Annotated in this window: 13 protein-coding genes and 1 pseudogene; 8 read left to right on the top strand and 6 right to left on the bottom strand. The window is 66.8% G+C overall.

Going from position 1 to position 16,830, the window contains the following annotated elements; genetic code table 11:
- Positions 1-15: 15 nt before the first annotated feature.
- The gene (locus LPB260_RS11580) at positions 16-993 is read right to left on the bottom strand and encodes a 1-phosphofructokinase family hexose kinase (protein ID WP_256625609.1); all 978 of its coding nucleotides are present in this window, start codon (positions 991-993) and stop codon (positions 16-18) included.
- Positions 994-1,052: 59 nt separating this feature from the next.
- Positions 1,053-1,478 carry a 3-isopropylmalate dehydratase gene (locus tag LPB260_RS11575; RefSeq protein ID WP_208708875.1) on the bottom strand — a complete coding sequence of 142 codons (426 nt, stop codon included), beginning with the start codon at positions 1,476-1,478 and terminating at the stop codon, positions 1,053-1,055.
- A gap of 365 nt (positions 1,479-1,843) precedes the next feature.
- Here LPB260_RS11575 and LPB260_RS29350 point away from each other — a divergent pair.
- The 5 genes and pseudogenes from LPB260_RS29350 to LPB260_RS11550 form a co-directional block, all read left to right on the top strand.
- A pseudogene (locus tag LPB260_RS29350) lies at positions 1,844-2,543 on the top strand (methyl-accepting chemotaxis protein); the annotation flags it as partial.
- 169 nt (positions 2,544-2,712) lie between these two features.
- Positions 2,713-3,312 (top strand): hypothetical protein, encoded by a 600-nt coding sequence (locus LPB260_RS11565; RefSeq protein WP_208708874.1) that lies wholly within the window; start codon positions 2,713-2,715, stop codon positions 3,310-3,312.
- Between the two features lie 155 nt (positions 3,313-3,467).
- Positions 3,468-4,460, top strand: a complete 993-nt coding sequence (locus LPB260_RS11560) for a chemotaxis protein CheX (protein WP_208708873.1) — start codon at positions 3,468-3,470, stop codon at positions 4,458-4,460.
- Between the two features lie 84 nt (positions 4,461-4,544).
- Complete coding sequence (locus LPB260_RS11555) at positions 4,545-4,913, top strand: response regulator (RefSeq protein ID WP_208708872.1); 369 nt, start codon at positions 4,545-4,547, stop codon at positions 4,911-4,913.
- Between the two features lie 98 nt (positions 4,914-5,011).
- Complete coding sequence (locus tag LPB260_RS11550; RefSeq protein WP_208708871.1) at positions 5,012-8,170, top strand: GAF domain-containing protein; 3,159 nt, start codon at positions 5,012-5,014, stop codon at positions 8,168-8,170.
- Positions 8,171-8,224: 54 nt separating this feature from the next.
- Here LPB260_RS11550 and LPB260_RS11545 read toward each other — a convergent pair whose 3' ends face one another.
- On the bottom strand, positions 8,225-8,662 hold the full coding sequence (locus LPB260_RS11545; protein WP_208708870.1) for an HIT family protein: 438 nt from the start codon (positions 8,660-8,662) through the stop codon (positions 8,225-8,227).
- A gap of 244 nt (positions 8,663-8,906) precedes the next feature.
- Between LPB260_RS11545 and LPB260_RS11540 the strand changes: the two genes are divergently transcribed.
- The gene (locus LPB260_RS11540) at positions 8,907-9,611 is read left to right on the top strand and encodes a glutathione S-transferase N-terminal domain-containing protein (protein WP_208708869.1); all 705 of its coding nucleotides are present in this window, start codon (positions 8,907-8,909) and stop codon (positions 9,609-9,611) included.
- Positions 9,612-9,695: 84 nt separating this feature from the next.
- Positions 9,696-10,268, top strand: coding sequence for a hypothetical protein (locus LPB260_RS11535; RefSeq protein ID WP_208708868.1), 573 nt, complete (start codon positions 9,696-9,698; stop codon positions 10,266-10,268).
- 24 nt (positions 10,269-10,292) lie between these two features.
- Here the strand turns inward: LPB260_RS11535 and LPB260_RS11530 are convergent, their stop codons facing one another.
- Complete coding sequence (locus LPB260_RS11530) at positions 10,293-11,192, bottom strand: DMT family transporter (RefSeq protein WP_208708867.1); 900 nt, start codon at positions 11,190-11,192, stop codon at positions 10,293-10,295.
- 132 nt (positions 11,193-11,324) lie between these two features.
- On the opposite strand from LPB260_RS11530, the gene LPB260_RS11525 reads away from it, so the two are divergent.
- Positions 11,325-11,804 (top strand): Lrp/AsnC family transcriptional regulator, encoded by a 480-nt coding sequence (locus tag LPB260_RS11525; protein ID WP_208708866.1) that lies wholly within the window; start codon positions 11,325-11,327, stop codon positions 11,802-11,804.
- A 228-nt stretch (positions 11,805-12,032) separates the two neighbouring features.
- Here LPB260_RS11525 and LPB260_RS11520 read toward each other — a convergent pair whose 3' ends face one another.
- On the bottom strand, positions 12,033-12,557 hold the full coding sequence (locus LPB260_RS11520) for a DUF3087 domain-containing protein (protein WP_208708865.1): 525 nt from the start codon (positions 12,555-12,557) through the stop codon (positions 12,033-12,035).
- Between the two features lie 18 nt (positions 12,558-12,575).
- On the bottom strand, positions 12,576-16,646 hold the full coding sequence (gene hrpA / locus LPB260_RS11515; RefSeq protein WP_208708864.1) for an ATP-dependent RNA helicase HrpA: 4,071 nt from the start codon (positions 16,644-16,646) through the stop codon (positions 12,576-12,578).
- Positions 16,647-16,830 lie beyond the last annotated feature (184 nt).

The raw sequence follows: 16,830 nt of genomic DNA, 5'->3' as shown, positions 1-16,830 counted from the left end.
GTGGGCGCGGCGCCTTCAACCGTGCCCGTGGGCCTGTAGCCAGGCGAACAGGCGTTCGGTGTCGCTCAGTCGACAGAGTTCACTGCCGTCGCAGATGATCGCCGCGCTGCCGGCTGCCACTCCGTAGCGCAGCGCTTCGCGCCAGCCGGCGCCGCTGGCCAGCTTCAGGGTCACCCCGGCCACCATGCTGTCCCCGGCGCCGACGGTGCTGCGCCGCTGCACGGTCGGCGCGGCGATCCGTTCACTCATGCCCTGGCCGACCAGCAGCGCGCCCTGGGCGCCGAGCGATACCAGCACGTGCTCGCAACTGCCGCGGTCCACCAGGCCCTGGGCGACGCTGGCGAGCCGTTCCGGCCCGCAGATCGTCTCCCCGACCAGGCGGCTCAGCTCGTTGAGGTTGGGCTTGATCAGGAATATCCCGCCCACCTCCAGGGCCCGGCGCAGTGCATCGCCGGAGCTGTCTAGGATGCAGCGCACCCCGCGCCGGCCGGCGCCCTGCAGCAGGCGCGGCAGGAAGTCGATGGCCAGGTCCGGCGGCAGGCTGCCGCTGATCACCAGGTAGTCCGGCCCTGGCAGCGCCTCCACGGCCGCCAGCAGATCCTGCTGTTCGGCGACGCTGAGGCTCGCGCCGGGCAGGACGAAACGGTATTGCTGGCCGCTGGCCTGTTCCACCACGTTGAGGCATTCGCGGGTGCGCGCGGCGATCGCCAGGGGCTGGCTGAGCACACCCTCGGCGTCGAGCAGTTCGATCAGCTGCTGGCCGCTGGCACCGCCGGCGGGAAACAGCGCCAGGGCGCTGCCGCCGAGGCGGTGGATGGCCCGCGCGACGTTGATGCCGCCACCGCCGGGGGCGTACTCGGGTAAGGCGCAGCGCAGCTTGGCGTCCGCGCGCAGGCGGTCGATCTGGGTGGCGATGTCCAACGCCGGACTCAGGGTCAGGGTGACGATGGACGCCAGGCCGCCAGCCGGGCTTTCGGGAGCGGGAGTGACCATGGGCTAAAGCCTAGGCGAGCCCGGGCGTGACTGCCGGCGCCCGCTGCGCCGGCTTGCGCTCAGGGCGTAGCCGGGCGGATATCGAAACCGCTCTTGGCCTCGCTGACGATACGAAAATGCTGGCGCTGGCCCGGCGTGACCGGCACCGCCAGCTCGCGACGCAGGCGGCCCATGCCGCACAGGGTGTCGTCCTGCTTGTCGACGCCGATGCCCAGCACCCGGGTGCCGCTCGGCACCTGCAGGCGCACCCTCTCGCCCACGCCGATGCGCGCCGCCACCTGGCGGTCGACCAGCACCGCCACGTAGCAGCCGCCGCCGAGCATGCCCAGGTCTCGATTGACCACCAGCTCCCCGCCACCGGCGACAGGTTGCTGGTAGGCCAGCAAGCGCTCCTCGGGCACCGGGCTGACCTTGTCCGGGTGCGCCTGGAAAGACGAACACGCGGTGAGCGCCAGCAGCGGCATTACGGCAAGAATCAATCGCATGGAGCCCTCCATGGGCGCAAGGAATGCCGGCTGAGTATTGGCGCAGACGGGCCGGGGCTCAAGCGCAGAAGGCAATCTTGCGCCAGCCCATGGCCCTGGCGGATGGCCTTTCGCTCGACTCGGGCGGGGGCACGGGGCGCCCAGCGATAGGAGAAAGTCACATGAGTCAGCTCGAACCATCAAAAAATATGATGGAACTCACCCTTTTGGCTGATGGCTTTCCCTGCCGACCTAAGAGTAGATTCGCCGTTAGATATTTGGCGTCACTGTTTCGAACCAATATCACGGCTTTCTGACCGAGTACATCGCAGGGATGCGGCTGGTGACGCTGGGCGCTACTGGATCTTCTGCACGGGACATTGTTCATGCCCCGGCGAAACCAGGAGCCACCCGGCGAACGCCAAGTCTGTCTTCCTACTTTTTGGCGCGGTAACAGGCGGCGCCACCTGGACACCATCATGATCGGCGACTCATCTCTGCTCCTCGTAGCCAACCTTGTCCTGATACCGCTGGTCGGCGGGCTGGTGTTCTGGATACTCAGCGCCAAGCACGCACGCGCCATCGCCGCGCTGCAACAGGCCCTGAATGACAGCGAGCGGCAACGCCGCGACATGGTGTCGACCGAAGCCCTGGAGCAGTGCCGCGCCGAGGGCGCCGCGCAGCAGCAGGCGCTCCAGCAGGAACTGGCCGATTGCCAGCAGCGCCAGCAGCAAGAGCGCCAGGCCCTGGTGCAGGAACACGAGACAAGCCGCAGCTTCCTCGAGCGCGAACTGCAGCAGCTCAACAGCGCTCGCGAAGCCAGCCTGCAGGACATGGCGCGCAAGATGGCCCTGCTGGAGAACGCCGTCCAGGAGCTGCTGGAGATCACCGCCACCATCGAGCGCTGGCACGACGGCATGAGCAGCATCATGGTGCACAACAACATCATGCAGAAGCAGATCGGCGACTTCCGCAACATCGTCGGGCAGATCGCCATCCTCTCCCTCAACGCCGCCATCGAGGCCGCCCGCGCCGGCGAATCGGGCCGCGGCTTCGCCGTGGTGGCCGACGAGGTGCGCAAGCTGTCGACCAGCGCCAACGCGCTGAACGAGGACTACCGCAGCAACCTGAACAAGAACACCCTGGTCACCACCCTGGCGTTCCAGGACATCCAGGCCGGCGGCAACATGATCGTCACGGCGATTCACGGCGTGCAGAGCCAGATCCGCACCCTGGGTCAAGCACTGGAAGGCGCATGACCATGCGCGCAGCCAGCCACATGGTCGACCTCACCCTCGGCAAGCTGCTGCAGGTCACCCTGGAGCAGACGCTCAAGGGCTGCTCGGCCAGCACGCCCTGGGTCATTTCCCGGGTCGACAACCTCGACGACGTGCGCCAGGAGCAGTGCATCGTCCTGACCATCTCCTCGTTCAAGTTCAGGATCATCTGCCTGCTGCATGTCTCCATGGACCAGACCACCCGCCAGTTCGTCGGCGAGGCCACCGCCGCGCGCGCCGAGAGCCTCGACGAGTCGGTGTTCAAGGACTACCTGCTGGAGCTGAGCAACAGCTTCTGCGGCACGCTCAAGCGCCACCTGCAGAGCAGCTGCCCGCCACTGGGCATGTCCACCCCCAACTTCATCGAGCGTTCCAGCCTCGCCCACTACGAATCGATCAAGCCCTTGCACAGCGCCCACGCCAAGGCGCAGATGAACAGCAGTGAGCCGGCGCTGTTCGCCGCCAGCGTCATGGTCAGCGTCGCCCAGGCCGGTGACTTCCAACTCGAGCACTACCACGAGCCGGTCCACAGCGATGTGGACGAGGCCGATGGCTCCGGCGAACTGGAGCTCTTCTAGGACGCCGCCAACCGGCGAGTACCAGGCGGGATCAGCGACGATGCCGCCAGCACCCCGCACAACCCAGGGACGGTAATAACAATAAACGGCCGCTGGTCCTTCTCCGGGCTGGCGGCGCACAAAGACGCGCGTTCCAGCAGCGGAGAAACGTCACCATGATCGGTTTCGAGAAACGCCTCGTCAGCAAGGTGCTGATCTTCGAGGACAACGCCAGTGCCCAGGGAAAGATCAAGGCGTTTTGCAGTGAACATGGCCTGATCGGCCTCAAGCAATCCAACAGCTCCAGCATGCAAATGCTGGAAGCCAATATCGACCTCGGCGCCGTGCTGATCTCCGAGCACAGCGCCGACCCGGCGGCCGGCATCGAGAACGGCTTCGAACTGGCCCGGCGCATACATCAACTGCGCCGGGAGCTGCCGATCTTCATGCGCCGCGAGGGCCGCGCCGATCTGCACGACCTGGAGCCCATCCAGACCATCGGCATCGCCGGCGCCTACGACATCGAGCACCCGGACAGCCTCAAGCTGCTGCTCGACCAGTACCTGGCCAACACCGAATACCCGATCTCGCTGATCCGCCGCATGGAGGAGGTCACCCTCGCCTCCCTGACGGCGCTGTTCCGCGATGTCGAGGTCAGCTGCGAGCTGCCCTACCTGGTCAAGGACAAGCTCACCTACGGCGACATCCTCAGCCTGCTGCCGGTCGAGTCGCCCTGGTTCTGCGGCTACATGATGGTGCAGTCCGAGGAACAGCCGATGGTCGAGATGATCAAGGATGGGCGCACCGCGATTGCCAGCCATGACGTCGATTTCCGCGACGTCATGGGCATGCTCAGCGAGATCACCAACCTGGCCTGGGGCGGGCTGCGCACCCGCCTGCTGTCGCTGCACCCGCCGGTGGTCAGCGAAACCTCGCGGATCAGCGTGCCGATCACCGTCAACCACTACAAGGAATACATCTCCTTCGGCACCGACCGCTCGCAACTGTGCTTCAAGTACACCCTGCGCGACCGCCACGACAAGCTGGCCCCGGTGACCCTCTATCAGAAGTTCATCTTCAACATCCGCTGGGCCCCCGAGGAGTACCTGGAGGCCGATGAAAACAAGGTCGAGGACCTGGTGGAGAGCGGCTGCCTGGAACTGTTCTGAACCGGCCTCGGCAGGGCCGACTCGCGACACCCCGAATACCCGAACGACAACACCGATTCCCGAATAAATAGAAGGCAGAACCTCATGGCACAGATTCTCGTAGTCGACGACAGCGCGGCCATTCGCAACGAAGTCACCGCGTTCCTCAAGTCCCACAACTTCAGCGTGGAAACCGCCGTCGATGGCAAGGATGGCCTGACCAAGCTCAAGGGCAACCGCGACATCAAGCTGATCATCTCGGACGTCAACATGCCCAACATGGACGGCCTGACCATGGCGGAGAAGGTGCGCAGCGAGCTGGGCAACCAGACCGTCAACATCATCATGCTGACCACCGAGAACGACCCCAACATGAAGACCCGCGGCAAGGCCGCCGGGGTCAAGGGCTGGATCGTCAAGCCGTTCAATGGCGCCAACGCCATCGGCGCCATCCAGAAGCTGGTCGCCGGGTAATCGCGGCCGCCAAGGATCCAGGCTGCCGCTACGGCAGCCTGTCGGCACCCGCTGAGCCCCCACGCACGACAAAAACAATAAGCCCAGGCAGGTGTGACATGCCCAGAATCAAACTCAGTTTCAACCACAAGGTCGCCTTAGGCTTTGCCGTCATTCTCGCGTTGCTGATGATCTCGGGGGGCATGTCCCTGTGGAATCTCAACGACATCAGCGGCTCCAACCAGCGCGTCCAGGAACAGGCGGTGCCGGTGGTGACGGAAGTCAACAAGGTGCAGATCCAGCTGCTCAAGCTGGCCAACCTCAGTGCCCTGGGCTTCAACGCCGGCAGCGAAGAGGCGATCCGCCCCTACCGCGACGACTTCGAGAAGGGCGCCACGGCCTTCGCCGAGGGCTTTCAGCGCCTCGAGGCGCTGGCCCAGTCCGACCCGCAGATGGCTGCCGTGGTAGCCGACATCCAGGACAACTTCACGCTCTACACCGCCGCGGTGCGGCAGATGTTCGAGGCCAAGCTGGCGGTGCTGGTCGCCAAGCAGGCCGTGGACGATGAAGTGGCGGTGGTGATGGAGCGTTCCGACGACATCGGTTTCTCCTTCATGGAGATCGTCAACGCTCGCGCGCCGAGCAAGGACATGGAAAAAGACCTGGCCCTGGCCCAGGGCTTCGCCAACCAGGCGGACGGCCTGATGGCCGGCGTGGTCAAGATGGCGGAGGAAGTACAGGCCAGCAACGACCTGGCGCGCCTGGACAGTGCGCGGGAGGATTTCGAGTTCATCATCAATGATTCGATGTCGCGCTTCGACATGGCCGCACGGCTGTTCAAGCCGATGGACAGCGCCGGTGTCGTCGACACGACCTACGCCAGCGTCGACGCCCTGCGCCAGGTGCTCAACACCGAACCCAGCCTGATCGAGCACAAGCGCGAGCAACTGACCCAGGCGCAGGCCGCCTGGGAGCAGCTCAACAGCGCCAAGGCCGCGGTGCAGAAGGCGGTGGACGGCCTCGACCAGGTGCTGGTCGCCGCCAACTCGCAGTTCGAGCGCCTGCAGAGCGAGCTGGGCGACAGCGTCAGCTTCGGCTTCAAGAGCACCCTGGTGATGATGATCATCCTCCTCGCCCTGGCCTCGCAGAACTTCAACTCCATGCGCCTGGCGATCCGCAAGAAGATGGTCGACCTGGCCAAGCTCAACCGCATCGGCGGCACCCTGGCCACCGCCCGCGACCAGGACACCGCCCTGGACCTGGTGCTGCACGCCATGAGCGAGAAGATCGGCATCGAGCGCGGCTCGGTCTACCTGTTCAACAAGGACAACGCGCTGGAAGCCAAGGCCTTCCTGCCGCCCAAGCAGATGGACGGCGCCCCGGCCGCCATCACCTTCACCCTGGGCGAAGGCGTGATCGGTCGCACGGCCGCCTCGAAGCGGGTGATCTTCGTGCCCGACACCAGCCGCGACAGCACCTACGTGGCCGGCGAGCAGGAGAAGGCCAAGGCCCTGCTCTGCGTGCCGCTGCTGGACAAGGACATCCTGATCGGCGTGATGAACGTCTCCGGCGAGGTCGACAAGGTCAACTTCGCCGACAGCGACTATGAGTTCGTCGCCTCCGTGGCGCGCTCGCTGGTCACCACCATCAAGAACATCCGCATGGTCGAGGTGATCGAGGAGCACAACCGTACCCTGGAGCGGAAGGTCGAGGAACGCACCGCCGCCCTCAAGCAGAAGAACGAGGACATCGCCAACATGTTCTCCAACATGCACCAGGGCCTGTTCACCATCGTCGACAACGGCCTGATCCACCCGGAATACGCGACCTACCTGGAGACCATCTTCGAGACCAAGGAGATCGCCAACCGCAACTTCGTCGACTTCATGCTCAAGCGCTCGACCCTGAACGCCGAAATGATCGACGGCATCTCCACGGCGGTGGCGTCCATCGTCGGCGAAGACGCGATGATGTACGAGTTCAACTCGCACCTGCTGATCGGCGAGCTGACCCTGGAATTCCCGGGCCGCCCGCACAAACTGATCGAACTGGACTGGGACCCGATCGTCGACGACCAGGACGTGGTCACCAAGCTGATGGTCACCGTGCGCGACGTCACCGCGCTCAAGGCCCTGCAGGCCGAGGCCGAGGGGCAGAAGCAGGAACTGATGATCATCGGCGAGATCCTCGCGGTCGACGCGGAGAAGTTCAGCGCCTTCATCGACGGTTCCTCGACGCTGGTCGAGAAGTGCCGGGCGATCATCGAGCAGACCGAGGAGAAGGACCAGGGCAAGCTGGCCGAACTGTTCCGCAACATCCACACGGTCAAGGGCAACGCCCGCACCTACGGCCTCAAGCACATCACCGACACCGTGCACCAGGTGGAGAACACCTTCGACCAGCTGCGCAAGAACGAGGAAATGCCGTGGCAGCCGGCCGACCTGCTCGATGAGCTGGCCTACGCCGAACGGGCCCTGCAGTTCTACCGCAGCATCTTCAAGGACAAACTGGGCCGTGACCGCCAGGTGAGTGGCGGCATGCAGATCGATCGCGCGCAGCTCAAGCGCCTGCTCGACAGCATGGCGGCGCTGTGCGAAGCCGAGCTGCCGGGCAATGTCAGCAGCATCGTCAAGGCCACCTACCACAGCCTGGTCACCCTCGAATCCGCTCCGCTGGAGGAGGTGATCGCCGATGTCCTCGACTCGGTGCAGTCGCTGGCCAATGAGCTGGACAAGCCGGCGCCGACGGTGCTGATCGCCGATCACGAGGCGCACATCCGCAAGGAGGCCGGCGGCATGCTCGGCAACATCTTCATGCATGTGCTGCGCAACGCCATCGACCATGGCATCGAAGGTCCGGACGAGCGCCTGGCCAAGGGCAAGGCCGCGCAGGGCTGCATCCGCATCGATGCCACCGAGGCGGACGGTGCGATTACCTATGCGGTGCGCGATGACGGTCGCGGCGTGGCGCTGAGCAAGATCTTCGCCAAGGCCGTGGCCTTGGGCCTGTATCCGGCCGATGCGCCGCGCCCGGCGGCCAGCGAGATCGCCAACCTGATCTTCGCCTCCGGCTTCTCCACCGCCGACCAGGTCACCGAGGTGTCGGGTCGCGGGGTCGGCATGGACGCCGTGCGCGACTTCCTCGAGTCAGCCGGCGGCGGCATCGAGGTTCGCCTGGATGCCGGCGACGAGCACGCCGACTACCGCGCCTTCACCACCCTGATCCGCCTGCCGGCCGAATGGTGCATCCTCAAGCAGGCATTCGCCCTGGCCAGCTGACCACTCCCCGGCCTCTGCCGCCGCCCGGGCGGCAGGCGCCGGGAACGCCTGGCCTCAACCCGCCAGGCGCTTGACCAGGCGCGCCTGCAGCGCCTCCAGTTCGGCCGGATCGGCCTTGTTGGCCGCATGGATGCCCAGACCCTGGCCGGCGAAACGCGGAATCACATGCATGTGCAGGTGGAACACGGTCTGCCCGGCCGGGCCGCCATTGAACTGCGCCACCTGCACGCCGTCCGGCTGCAACTCGTCGACCAGGACCCTGGCCAGAAGCTGGGTCGCCGCCATGACCTTGGCCAGCGCCTGCGCATCGATCTCCAGGATGTTGCGCGCCGCCGCACGCTTGGGAATCACCAGGGTGTGGCCGAGGGCCTGCGGGAACAGGTCGAGGAAGGCGAGCACGTCGTCGTCCTCGTACAGCTTGTAGCAGGGGGCCTCGCCGCGAATGATCTGGGCGAAGATATTCTGCGGGTCATAATCGCCATGCAGGCTCATCGGAGTTCTCCATTACCGGTGCAAAGATGCGCGCACGATACCCGCTCGCAGGGCCGCGGGAAACCCGCTACCAGGTGGCCATCAGCCAGCCCGATGGCCACTAGCAGGACGATCGATTTTCGCCGTGGGCCCGACCGTGGTCTGCTCGCAGCCTGCCAGCCCCATCCGCGGGGCGGGCCCAAGCCGCTCGCCCGGGCCAGCCAGGGCGAGCGATCCGTGCCACCGCCAGTTGAAAGGAAATTCCATGTCAGACCTCAGCGCCTACCCCATCACCCGCAAATGGCCCGCCACGCAGCCCGAACGCCTGCAGCTGTATTCGCTGCCCACACCCAACGGGGTCAAGGTGTCGATCATGCTGGAGGAAACCGGCCTGGCCTACGAACCCCACCTGGTCAGCTTCGAGCGCAACGAGCAGCTGTCCGCGGAGTTCCTCTCGCTCAACCCGAACAACAAGATCCCGGCGATCCTCGACCCCAACGGCCCCGGCGGGAAGCCGCTGGCGCTGTTCGAGTCCGGCGCAATCCTGCTGTACCTGGCGGACAAGACCGGCCAGCTGATGCCCAAGGATGCCGCCGCACGCTATGAAACCCTGCAGTGGCTGATGTGGCAGATGGGCGGCGTCGGCCCGATGTTCGGCCAGGTCGGCTTCTTCAACCGGCTCGCCGGCAAGGACTTCGAGGACAAGCGTCCGCTGCAGCGCTATGTCGAGGAAGCCAGGCGCCTGCTCGGCGTGCTCGACCGGCGCCTGGACGGCCGCGCCTGGATCATGGGCGAGGCCTACAGCATCGCCGACATCGCCACCTTCCCCTGGGTGCGCAACCTGGTCGGCTTCTACGAGGCCGGCGAGCTGGTGCAGATCGAGCGTTTCAGCCACGTCAACCGCGCCCTGGACGCCTTCCTCTCGCGCCCGGCGGTGATCCGCGGCCTGGCCATTCCCAAGCGCGACTGAAGCACGCTGTCTGGCGCCTGGTGCGCAGAACCGCGGCGGCGGGTATCTTCTGCGCACCGCCGCTTTCCAGGACTGCGCCAGCCCATGCCCACTGCCCTAATCCAGGCCGCCCTGCTGCTCGCCGCAGCGCTCTGCTCGACCGCCACCCTGGCCAGGGTCGAGATCGAAGCGGCGCAGCACAAGCGCCTCGGCCCGCTGCTGATCGCCAAGGTCTCCGAGGACATCGCCCCCGGCGACTACGAGGCCCTGCTCAAGGGCCTGCGGGCCAATCCCGGTCGCTTCGCCGGCAAGATCCTGCTGCTCGACAGCATCGGCGGCAGCGCCCCGGAAGCCATCCGCATGGGCCGCCTGCTGCGCGAGACCGGCTTCGATGCCCTGGTGCCCAGCCGCGGCGTCTGCCAGGGCAGCTGCATCTACCTGCTCGCCGCCGGCCACAAGAAGACCGTACGCGGCCACGTAGGCCTGCACCGGCCGCGCTTCCCCAGTGGCGACTCGGCCCTGGCGCAGGCCGTCCACCGCGGCGAACGCTACAGCCCGAGTGCCTACTTCCGCGAAATGAACCTTCCCGGCCGCCTGGCGGACGAGATGCAGCGCATCGAGCCGCATAAGATGCGCGTGCTCTCGACTCAGGAGCTGGCCGGCTTCGGCCTGCAATAACCGCCAGCGCTGCGCTTCAGCCGCTCAACCGTTGGCATTCGCCGGCTGCTCGGCCTTCTTCCACAACGACCAGCCCAGGGTCATGCCGGCAGCGGCCAACAGGATGGCGGCGGTGCCGACCAGCTGGAGCGGGTGCAGGCGGTGGTCGAAGGCCAGGTAGTCGACCAGGATCGCCACCACCGGATAGATGAACGACAGCGCCCCGGTCAGGTGGGTCGGCAGCTTCTGGATGGCGCCGTACAGCAGGATGTACATCAGCCCGGTATGCACCACGCCAAGGGTCACCAGGGCGCCCCAGCTGGCGGCATCGCTGGGCAGCTGCGCCAGGTTGGCGAACGGCACCAGCATCAGGGTGCCGACGCACACCTGGATCAGCGCGATCAGGTGCGGCGGCGTACCCTTGAGCTTCTTGGCGACCAGCGCGGCCAGGGCGTAGAAGAACGCCGCACCCAGGGCCAGGAGGACGCCGCCGAGGTAGTCGCTGCCCACGTAGCCGGCATTCGGCTTGGCCTGGACGATCAGCAGCATGCCGGCGAAGGCCAGGCCCAGCCACATCAGCTTGTTCGCGGTCAGGCGCTCGCCGAGGAACAGCGCACCGAGCCCCACCAGGATGAACGGCTGGGTGTTGTACACCGCCGTGGCGATCGAGATGGAGGCGCGTGGGTAGGCGGCGAACAGCAGCAGCCAGTTGAGCACGATCGCCACCCCGCCCAGCGCGGCGAACGCCAGCAGGCGCGGCGTCAACTGGCCGCGCAGCAGGCCGAGGGCGGCGCACACGGCCAGCAGCACCGGCGCACCGATGGCGCAGCGCCAGAACACCACGTCCATGGCCGGCTGACCGGAGTAGAGAACGAACCAGCCAATGGTCCCGGAAATTATCATTGCGGCGGTCATTTCGACCGAGCCACGCGTCGTGCTGTTCATGGAGCACCTCCGTCAGTTGTCAGAGGCTAAGATATTATGGAGCCAGGCCAATTCACATGACTTGAAAAAGGCTAAAAACAAGATAAACCTAACTTTATAAGGTTAACTGGCACTTTTTATGGAGCAGCGAAAATGCTGGACGAACTCGACCAGAAGATCCTCGAAATGCTGCTGCAGGACTCGCGGGTATCGCTCAAGGAACTGGCCCGCCAGGTCGGCCTGTCCTCGCCCGCCACCTCGGAACGGGTGCGCCGGCTGGAGGAGCGCGGGGTGATCCGCGGCTTCACCATCGAGATAGACCCCAGGGCCCTGGGCTACCAGTTGCAGGCCATCGTGCGGATCAAGCCCATGCCGGGCATGCTGCACACGGTGCAGAAGCTGATCGAGGACACCGCCGAGTTCTGCGAGTGCGACAAGGTCACCGGCGACGACTGCTTTATCGCCCGCCTGCACTTGCGTTCGATCGACCAGCTCGACCACATCCTCGACCGCATTTCCGACAAGGCGCAGACCAGCACGGCAATCGTCAAATCCCAGCCGATCAAACGCCGCCCGCCGGGCATCGGCTGGCGCGGGGCCAACGGCAAGGCCGGGGCCAACCGAGCCCCTTGAGCGTCAAGGCGTGCGGTTCTCCACCCTGCTTCACCGGTCGAACCGTAGGGTGCGCCCTGCGCACCATCGCCCCATCGCCCCAGCGCCGAAAATGCCTGACGGTGCGCGTGGCGCACCCTACCCGGTATCAGCGAGGTCGCCTCGGTGACCACTGGTGGACAACGCTTACTTGTCCACCGGCCTCTGTGATAGCCCGCAACGGATCGACGCCGGCCTGTCACCAGCGCCTCACTTAAAGCCCTTGACCGCCTCCAGCCAGGCCGGATCGAGGGGCTGTTGCTGCGGGTCCAGCCCGCGCTGCGCCATGGCCTCGCGGTGCGCGTCGATCTCCCGCACCAGCTGGCTGAGTTCGCCGCTGTTGCCATCCAGCTGGTGCATCTGGGTCAGGCCCAGGTGGTAGAAGCGCAACAGCTGCATGGCCTGCGCGTCGCCCCGCGCCACCCCGGCCTTGACCTGGTGCATCTGGTTGGTCACGCGCAGCAGGCTGCGCTTGAGCCGCCAGCCATAGACCGCCGCTGCCATGAACGGCCGCGACCACAGCTGCAGGCGCACGAAGGCGACAGTCAGGGCCAGGCCGGCGAGCACGCCGATCAGGTTCCACTTGAAGTTGTCGCCACCGGGGGTGCCGAACAGCTGGCTGCTGGCCGTGGCGCAGAGCATGGCCAGCAGCAGGAACAGCAGCACGATCACCAGGGTGCTGCGGCGGGTCTGCCGGCGGTAGTGCTCGGGGCTCATGGGCTGAATTTCGAACATCTGGGACTCCTCCCGCGGTCAGGCTTCGACCGCGCTCCATTGTTTGCTCAGGCGCTTGTCGGACACCGCCATCTTGGTGCCCAGCTGCTGGGCGAACAGCGACACCCGGTATTCCTCGAGCATCCAGCGGTACAGCACCAGCTGCGGGTCGCGCTTGCCTTCCTGGGCGTGCTTGCCCAGACGCGCCTGGTACTGCTCCCAGTAGCCTGCCAGCTCGCCGCTCCACACCCGGTCGCGCTGCACCTGGGCGCCGATCTTGTCCAGGCGCTGCTCGATGGCCTTGAGGTAACGCGGCAGTTCCTTGAGCCATTCGCCCGGGGTCTCGCGCACGAAGCCGGGATACACCAGATTGGCCAGCTGCTGCTTGATGTCGTTGAGGGCCATGGCCTGGGCCAGGTCGATCTTGCCCTTGAAGCGCTTCTGCAGGCCGTGCCACAGCTTGAGGATTTCCAGTGTCAGGCGGGCCAGGCGTTCGGCGTGGGCGGTCCAGTCGCCACGCTTGCGCTCGGCCAGGGCGGCCAGGGCGGCGCCGTCGCGCGGCAGGCTGGTTTCGCCCTCGAGGATGCAGGCGTCCAGGCTGGCCAGCAGGATGTCCTCGACCAGCGCCTCGATGCGGCCGATCTCGCGGTGCAGCAGGCCCAGCTCGGTCAGCCCCGGCAGCTTGCCGCGGAGGAACTTGGCCTGCTCGGCCAGTTGCTGCAACAGCAGGCGCTGCAAGGCGCGGCGATGCTGGTACTCGGCCTCGGCCTGAGTCGGGAAGCGGCCTTCCTTGACCGTGCCGCCCTCCTCGACCAGCGCCGGGTAGACGGTCATCGACAGACCGGCGATCTTCTGCTGAGCCTTCTCGGCGACCTGGGTGAAGGCCTTGGCCTCCACCGCCTTCGGCGCCTTGTCGGTTTGGGGGATGGCCAGGGCCGCCTGGCTGGCGGCGCTGAAGCGCGCGCACAACTCGGCCAGGTCGCGGCCTTCGCCGAGCGGCTTGCCCTGGCTGTCGACCACCTCGATGTTCATCCGCAGGTGGTGTTCCAGCTGCGCATCGGACTCGGCCCAGGCCTCCTCCGGCACACGCACGCCGGTCATGCGCAGCAGCTCGCGGCCCAGGGCCTCGGGCAGGCTGCCGACGGCGAAGCCGATCTTGGCCAGGGCGGCGCCGACGAAATCCGGCACCGGCACGAAATTCTTGCGCAGCGCCTTGGGCAGCCCACGCACCAGGGCCATGCACTTGGCCTCCAGCAGGCCCGGCACCAGCCACTGCAGACGCTCGGCCGGCAGCTGCGGCAGCAGCGGCGCCGGCACCCGCAGGGTCACGCCGTCGCGCGGGTGATTGGGCTCGAAGTGGTAGGACAGCGGCAGTTGCAGCTCGCCCAGGCGCAGGCTGTCCGGGTACTGGGCGGCGGTGACCTCGCGGGCGTCGCGGGCCAGCACATCCTCCTCGCGCATGATCAGCAGCTGCGGGTCCTGGGCGCTCTCACGCTTGTACCAGCTGTCGAAGCTGGCGCTCTGGTAGATCTCCGCCGGCAGGCGCGCCTCGTAATAGGCGAACAGGGTTTCCTCGTCGGCGAGGATGTCGCGCCGGCGGGCCTTGGCCTCCAGCTCATCGAGCTTCTCCAGCAGCTGGCGGTTGGCCGTCAGGCAGCGCGCGCGGGAATGCATCTCGCCGCCGACCAGGCCCTCGCGGATAAACAGCTCACGCGCTACCGGCGGGTCGATGGGGCCGTAGTGCACCGGACGGCGGCCGACCACGATCAGGCCGTAGAGGGTGATCTGCTCGTAGGCCACCACCTGGCCGCGCTTTTTCTCCCAGTGCGGTTCCAGGTGGTTCTTCTTGATCAGGTGGCCGGCCAGCGGCTCGATCCAGTCCGGCTCGATCTTGGCCACCATGCGCGCGAACAGCTTGCTGGTCTCGACCAGCTCGGCGGTCATGATCCACTGCGGGCGCTTGCGCCCCAGCCCCGAGGAGGGATGGACCCAGAAACGCCGCTGGCGCGCGCCGAGGTAGTCGCCGTCCTCGGTCTTCTGGCCGATCTGGCTGAGCAGGCCGGAGAGAATCGCCTTGTGCACCTTGGCGTAATCGATGCTGCGCTGCTGGGCCTCGTCCTTGGCCGCTTGCGCGGGCGCGCGGTTGGCGCCGTCAGCCTTGGTGGACAAGCCTGCGGCGTTGTCCACCCTGCCCTTGCTGCGCGCGTCTGCCACCCTAGGTTGACCGGAGCCATCCACCTTGCGGCTGTCGGCGAGTTGCAGGTCGCGGACGATCAGCACCAGCTGGCGGTGTGCGTCGCGCCACTCGCGCAGGCGCAGGTAGTTGAGGAAGTTCTTCCGGCACCAGCTGCGCAGGGCGTTGGAGCCCAGGGCCTGGCGCTGCTCCTCGAAGCCGCGCCAGAGGTTGACCAGGGCGGCGAAGTCGGAATCGACGTCCTTCCACTGCGCGTGGGCCTGGTCGGCGGCCTGCTGGCGATCGGACGGCCGCTCGCGCACATCCTGCACCGACAGGGCGCTGGCGATGATCAGCACTTCTTCCAGGCTGCCCTGCCTGGCGCCTTCGAGCACCATTCGGCCGAGGCGCGGGTCCACCGGCAGGCGCGCCAGCTGACGGCCCAGGGGGGTGAGCTGGCCGTCGCGGCTGACCGCCGAGAGCTCCTGCAGCAGGGTGTAGCCGTCGCTGATGGCCTTGCCATCCGGCGGCTCGATAAAGGGGAAGGCGTCGACCTCGCCCAGACGCAGGTGGAGCATCTGCAGGATCACCGCCGCCAGGTTGGTACGCAGGATCTCCGGGTCGGTGAATTCGGGGCGGGCGAGGAAGTCCTCCTCGCTGTACAGGCGAATGCAGATACCCGGCTCGACCCGCCCGCAACGGCCCTTGCGCTGGTTGGCGCTGGCCTGGGACACGGCCTCGATGGGCAGGCGCTGGACCTTGGCGCGGTAGCTGTAACGGCTGATGCGCGCGGTGCCGCTGTCGATCACGTAGCGGATGCCGGGCACGGTCAGCGAGGTCTCGGCGACGTTGGTGGCCAGGACGATCTTGCGTGCGCCCATGGGCTGGAAGATCTTCTGCTGCTCAGCCGGGGTCAGCCGGGCATACAGCGGCAGCACCTCGGTCAGACGCAGGTTGGCCTTGCGCAGCACCTCGGCGCAGTCGCGAATCTCCCGCTCGCCGGGGAGGAACACCAGCACGTCGCCGGGGCGCTTGCCCTCACTCTTCTCGAACGCGGCAATCTCGTCCAGGCTGGCGAGAATCGCCTGGTCGACGCTGAGGTCCTCCTCGACCCGGTTGCCCTCCTCGTCCTGCTCGGCGGTCAGCGGTCGGTACCAGGTCTCAACCGGGTAGGTGCGCCCGGATACCTCGACGATGGGCGCGCCCGGAAGGCCGGCCCCGCCGAAATGCTTGGAGAAGCGCTCCAGGTCAATGGTCGCCGAGGTGATGATCAGCTTGAGGTCGGGGCGGCGGGCCAGCAGGGTCTTCAGGTAGCCGAGCAAAAAATCGATGTTCAGGCTGCGCTCGTGGGCCTCGTCGACGATGATCGTGTCGTACTTGTCGAGGAAACGGTCGTGCTGGGTCTCGGCCAGCAGGATGCCGTCGGTCATCAGCTTGATCAGGCTGCGCTCGTTGCTCTGGTCCTCGAAGCGCACCTGGTAGCCGACCAGCTCGCCCAGCTTGGTGCCGATCTCCTCGGCCACCCGCGTCGCCACGCTGCGCGCCGCCAGGCGCCGCGGCTGGGTATGGCCGATCAGCCCGTGGGTGCCGCGGCCCAGTTCCAGGCAGATCTTCGGCAGCTGGGTGGTCTTGCCCGAGCCGGTCTCGCCGGCGATCACCACCACCTGATGCGCGGCGATGGCGGCCTTGATCTCCTCGCGCTTGGCGGCGATCGGCAAGGCATCGTCGTAGCGCATGCCGGGCACGCTGAGGCGGCGCGCCTCGACCTTGGCGGCGGAGGCCTGGAAGCGTTCCAGCCACTGCGCCAGCTTGGCCTGGTCCGGCTGCGCCTGCTTGCGCAACTCGTGCAATTGGCGGCGCAGGCGATGGCGGTCGGCGATCAGCGCCTGATCGAGGTTTTTCAGCAGGAGGTCGAAGGCGGGAGTCTGGTCGGTCATCGGTTGCCGTGGCGCGCTCATGCGGGGTGGGCGCGGACCGCACCCACCTCGACAGGGAAAATTGGCCGGCGATTGTCGCAGATTTCCCCGCCGCATGCGCCCGGGCCGCCGGCGATGGCCCCCCTGAGCAGCGCAGGCCCCCGACCGCGACGCGCGTAAAACGAAAAAGCCCCGCCTGCTGGGC

It is taken from the genome of Pseudomonas sp. LPB0260 (assembly GCF_013388395.1).
This window is presented reverse-complemented; position numbering and strand designations above follow the sequence as displayed.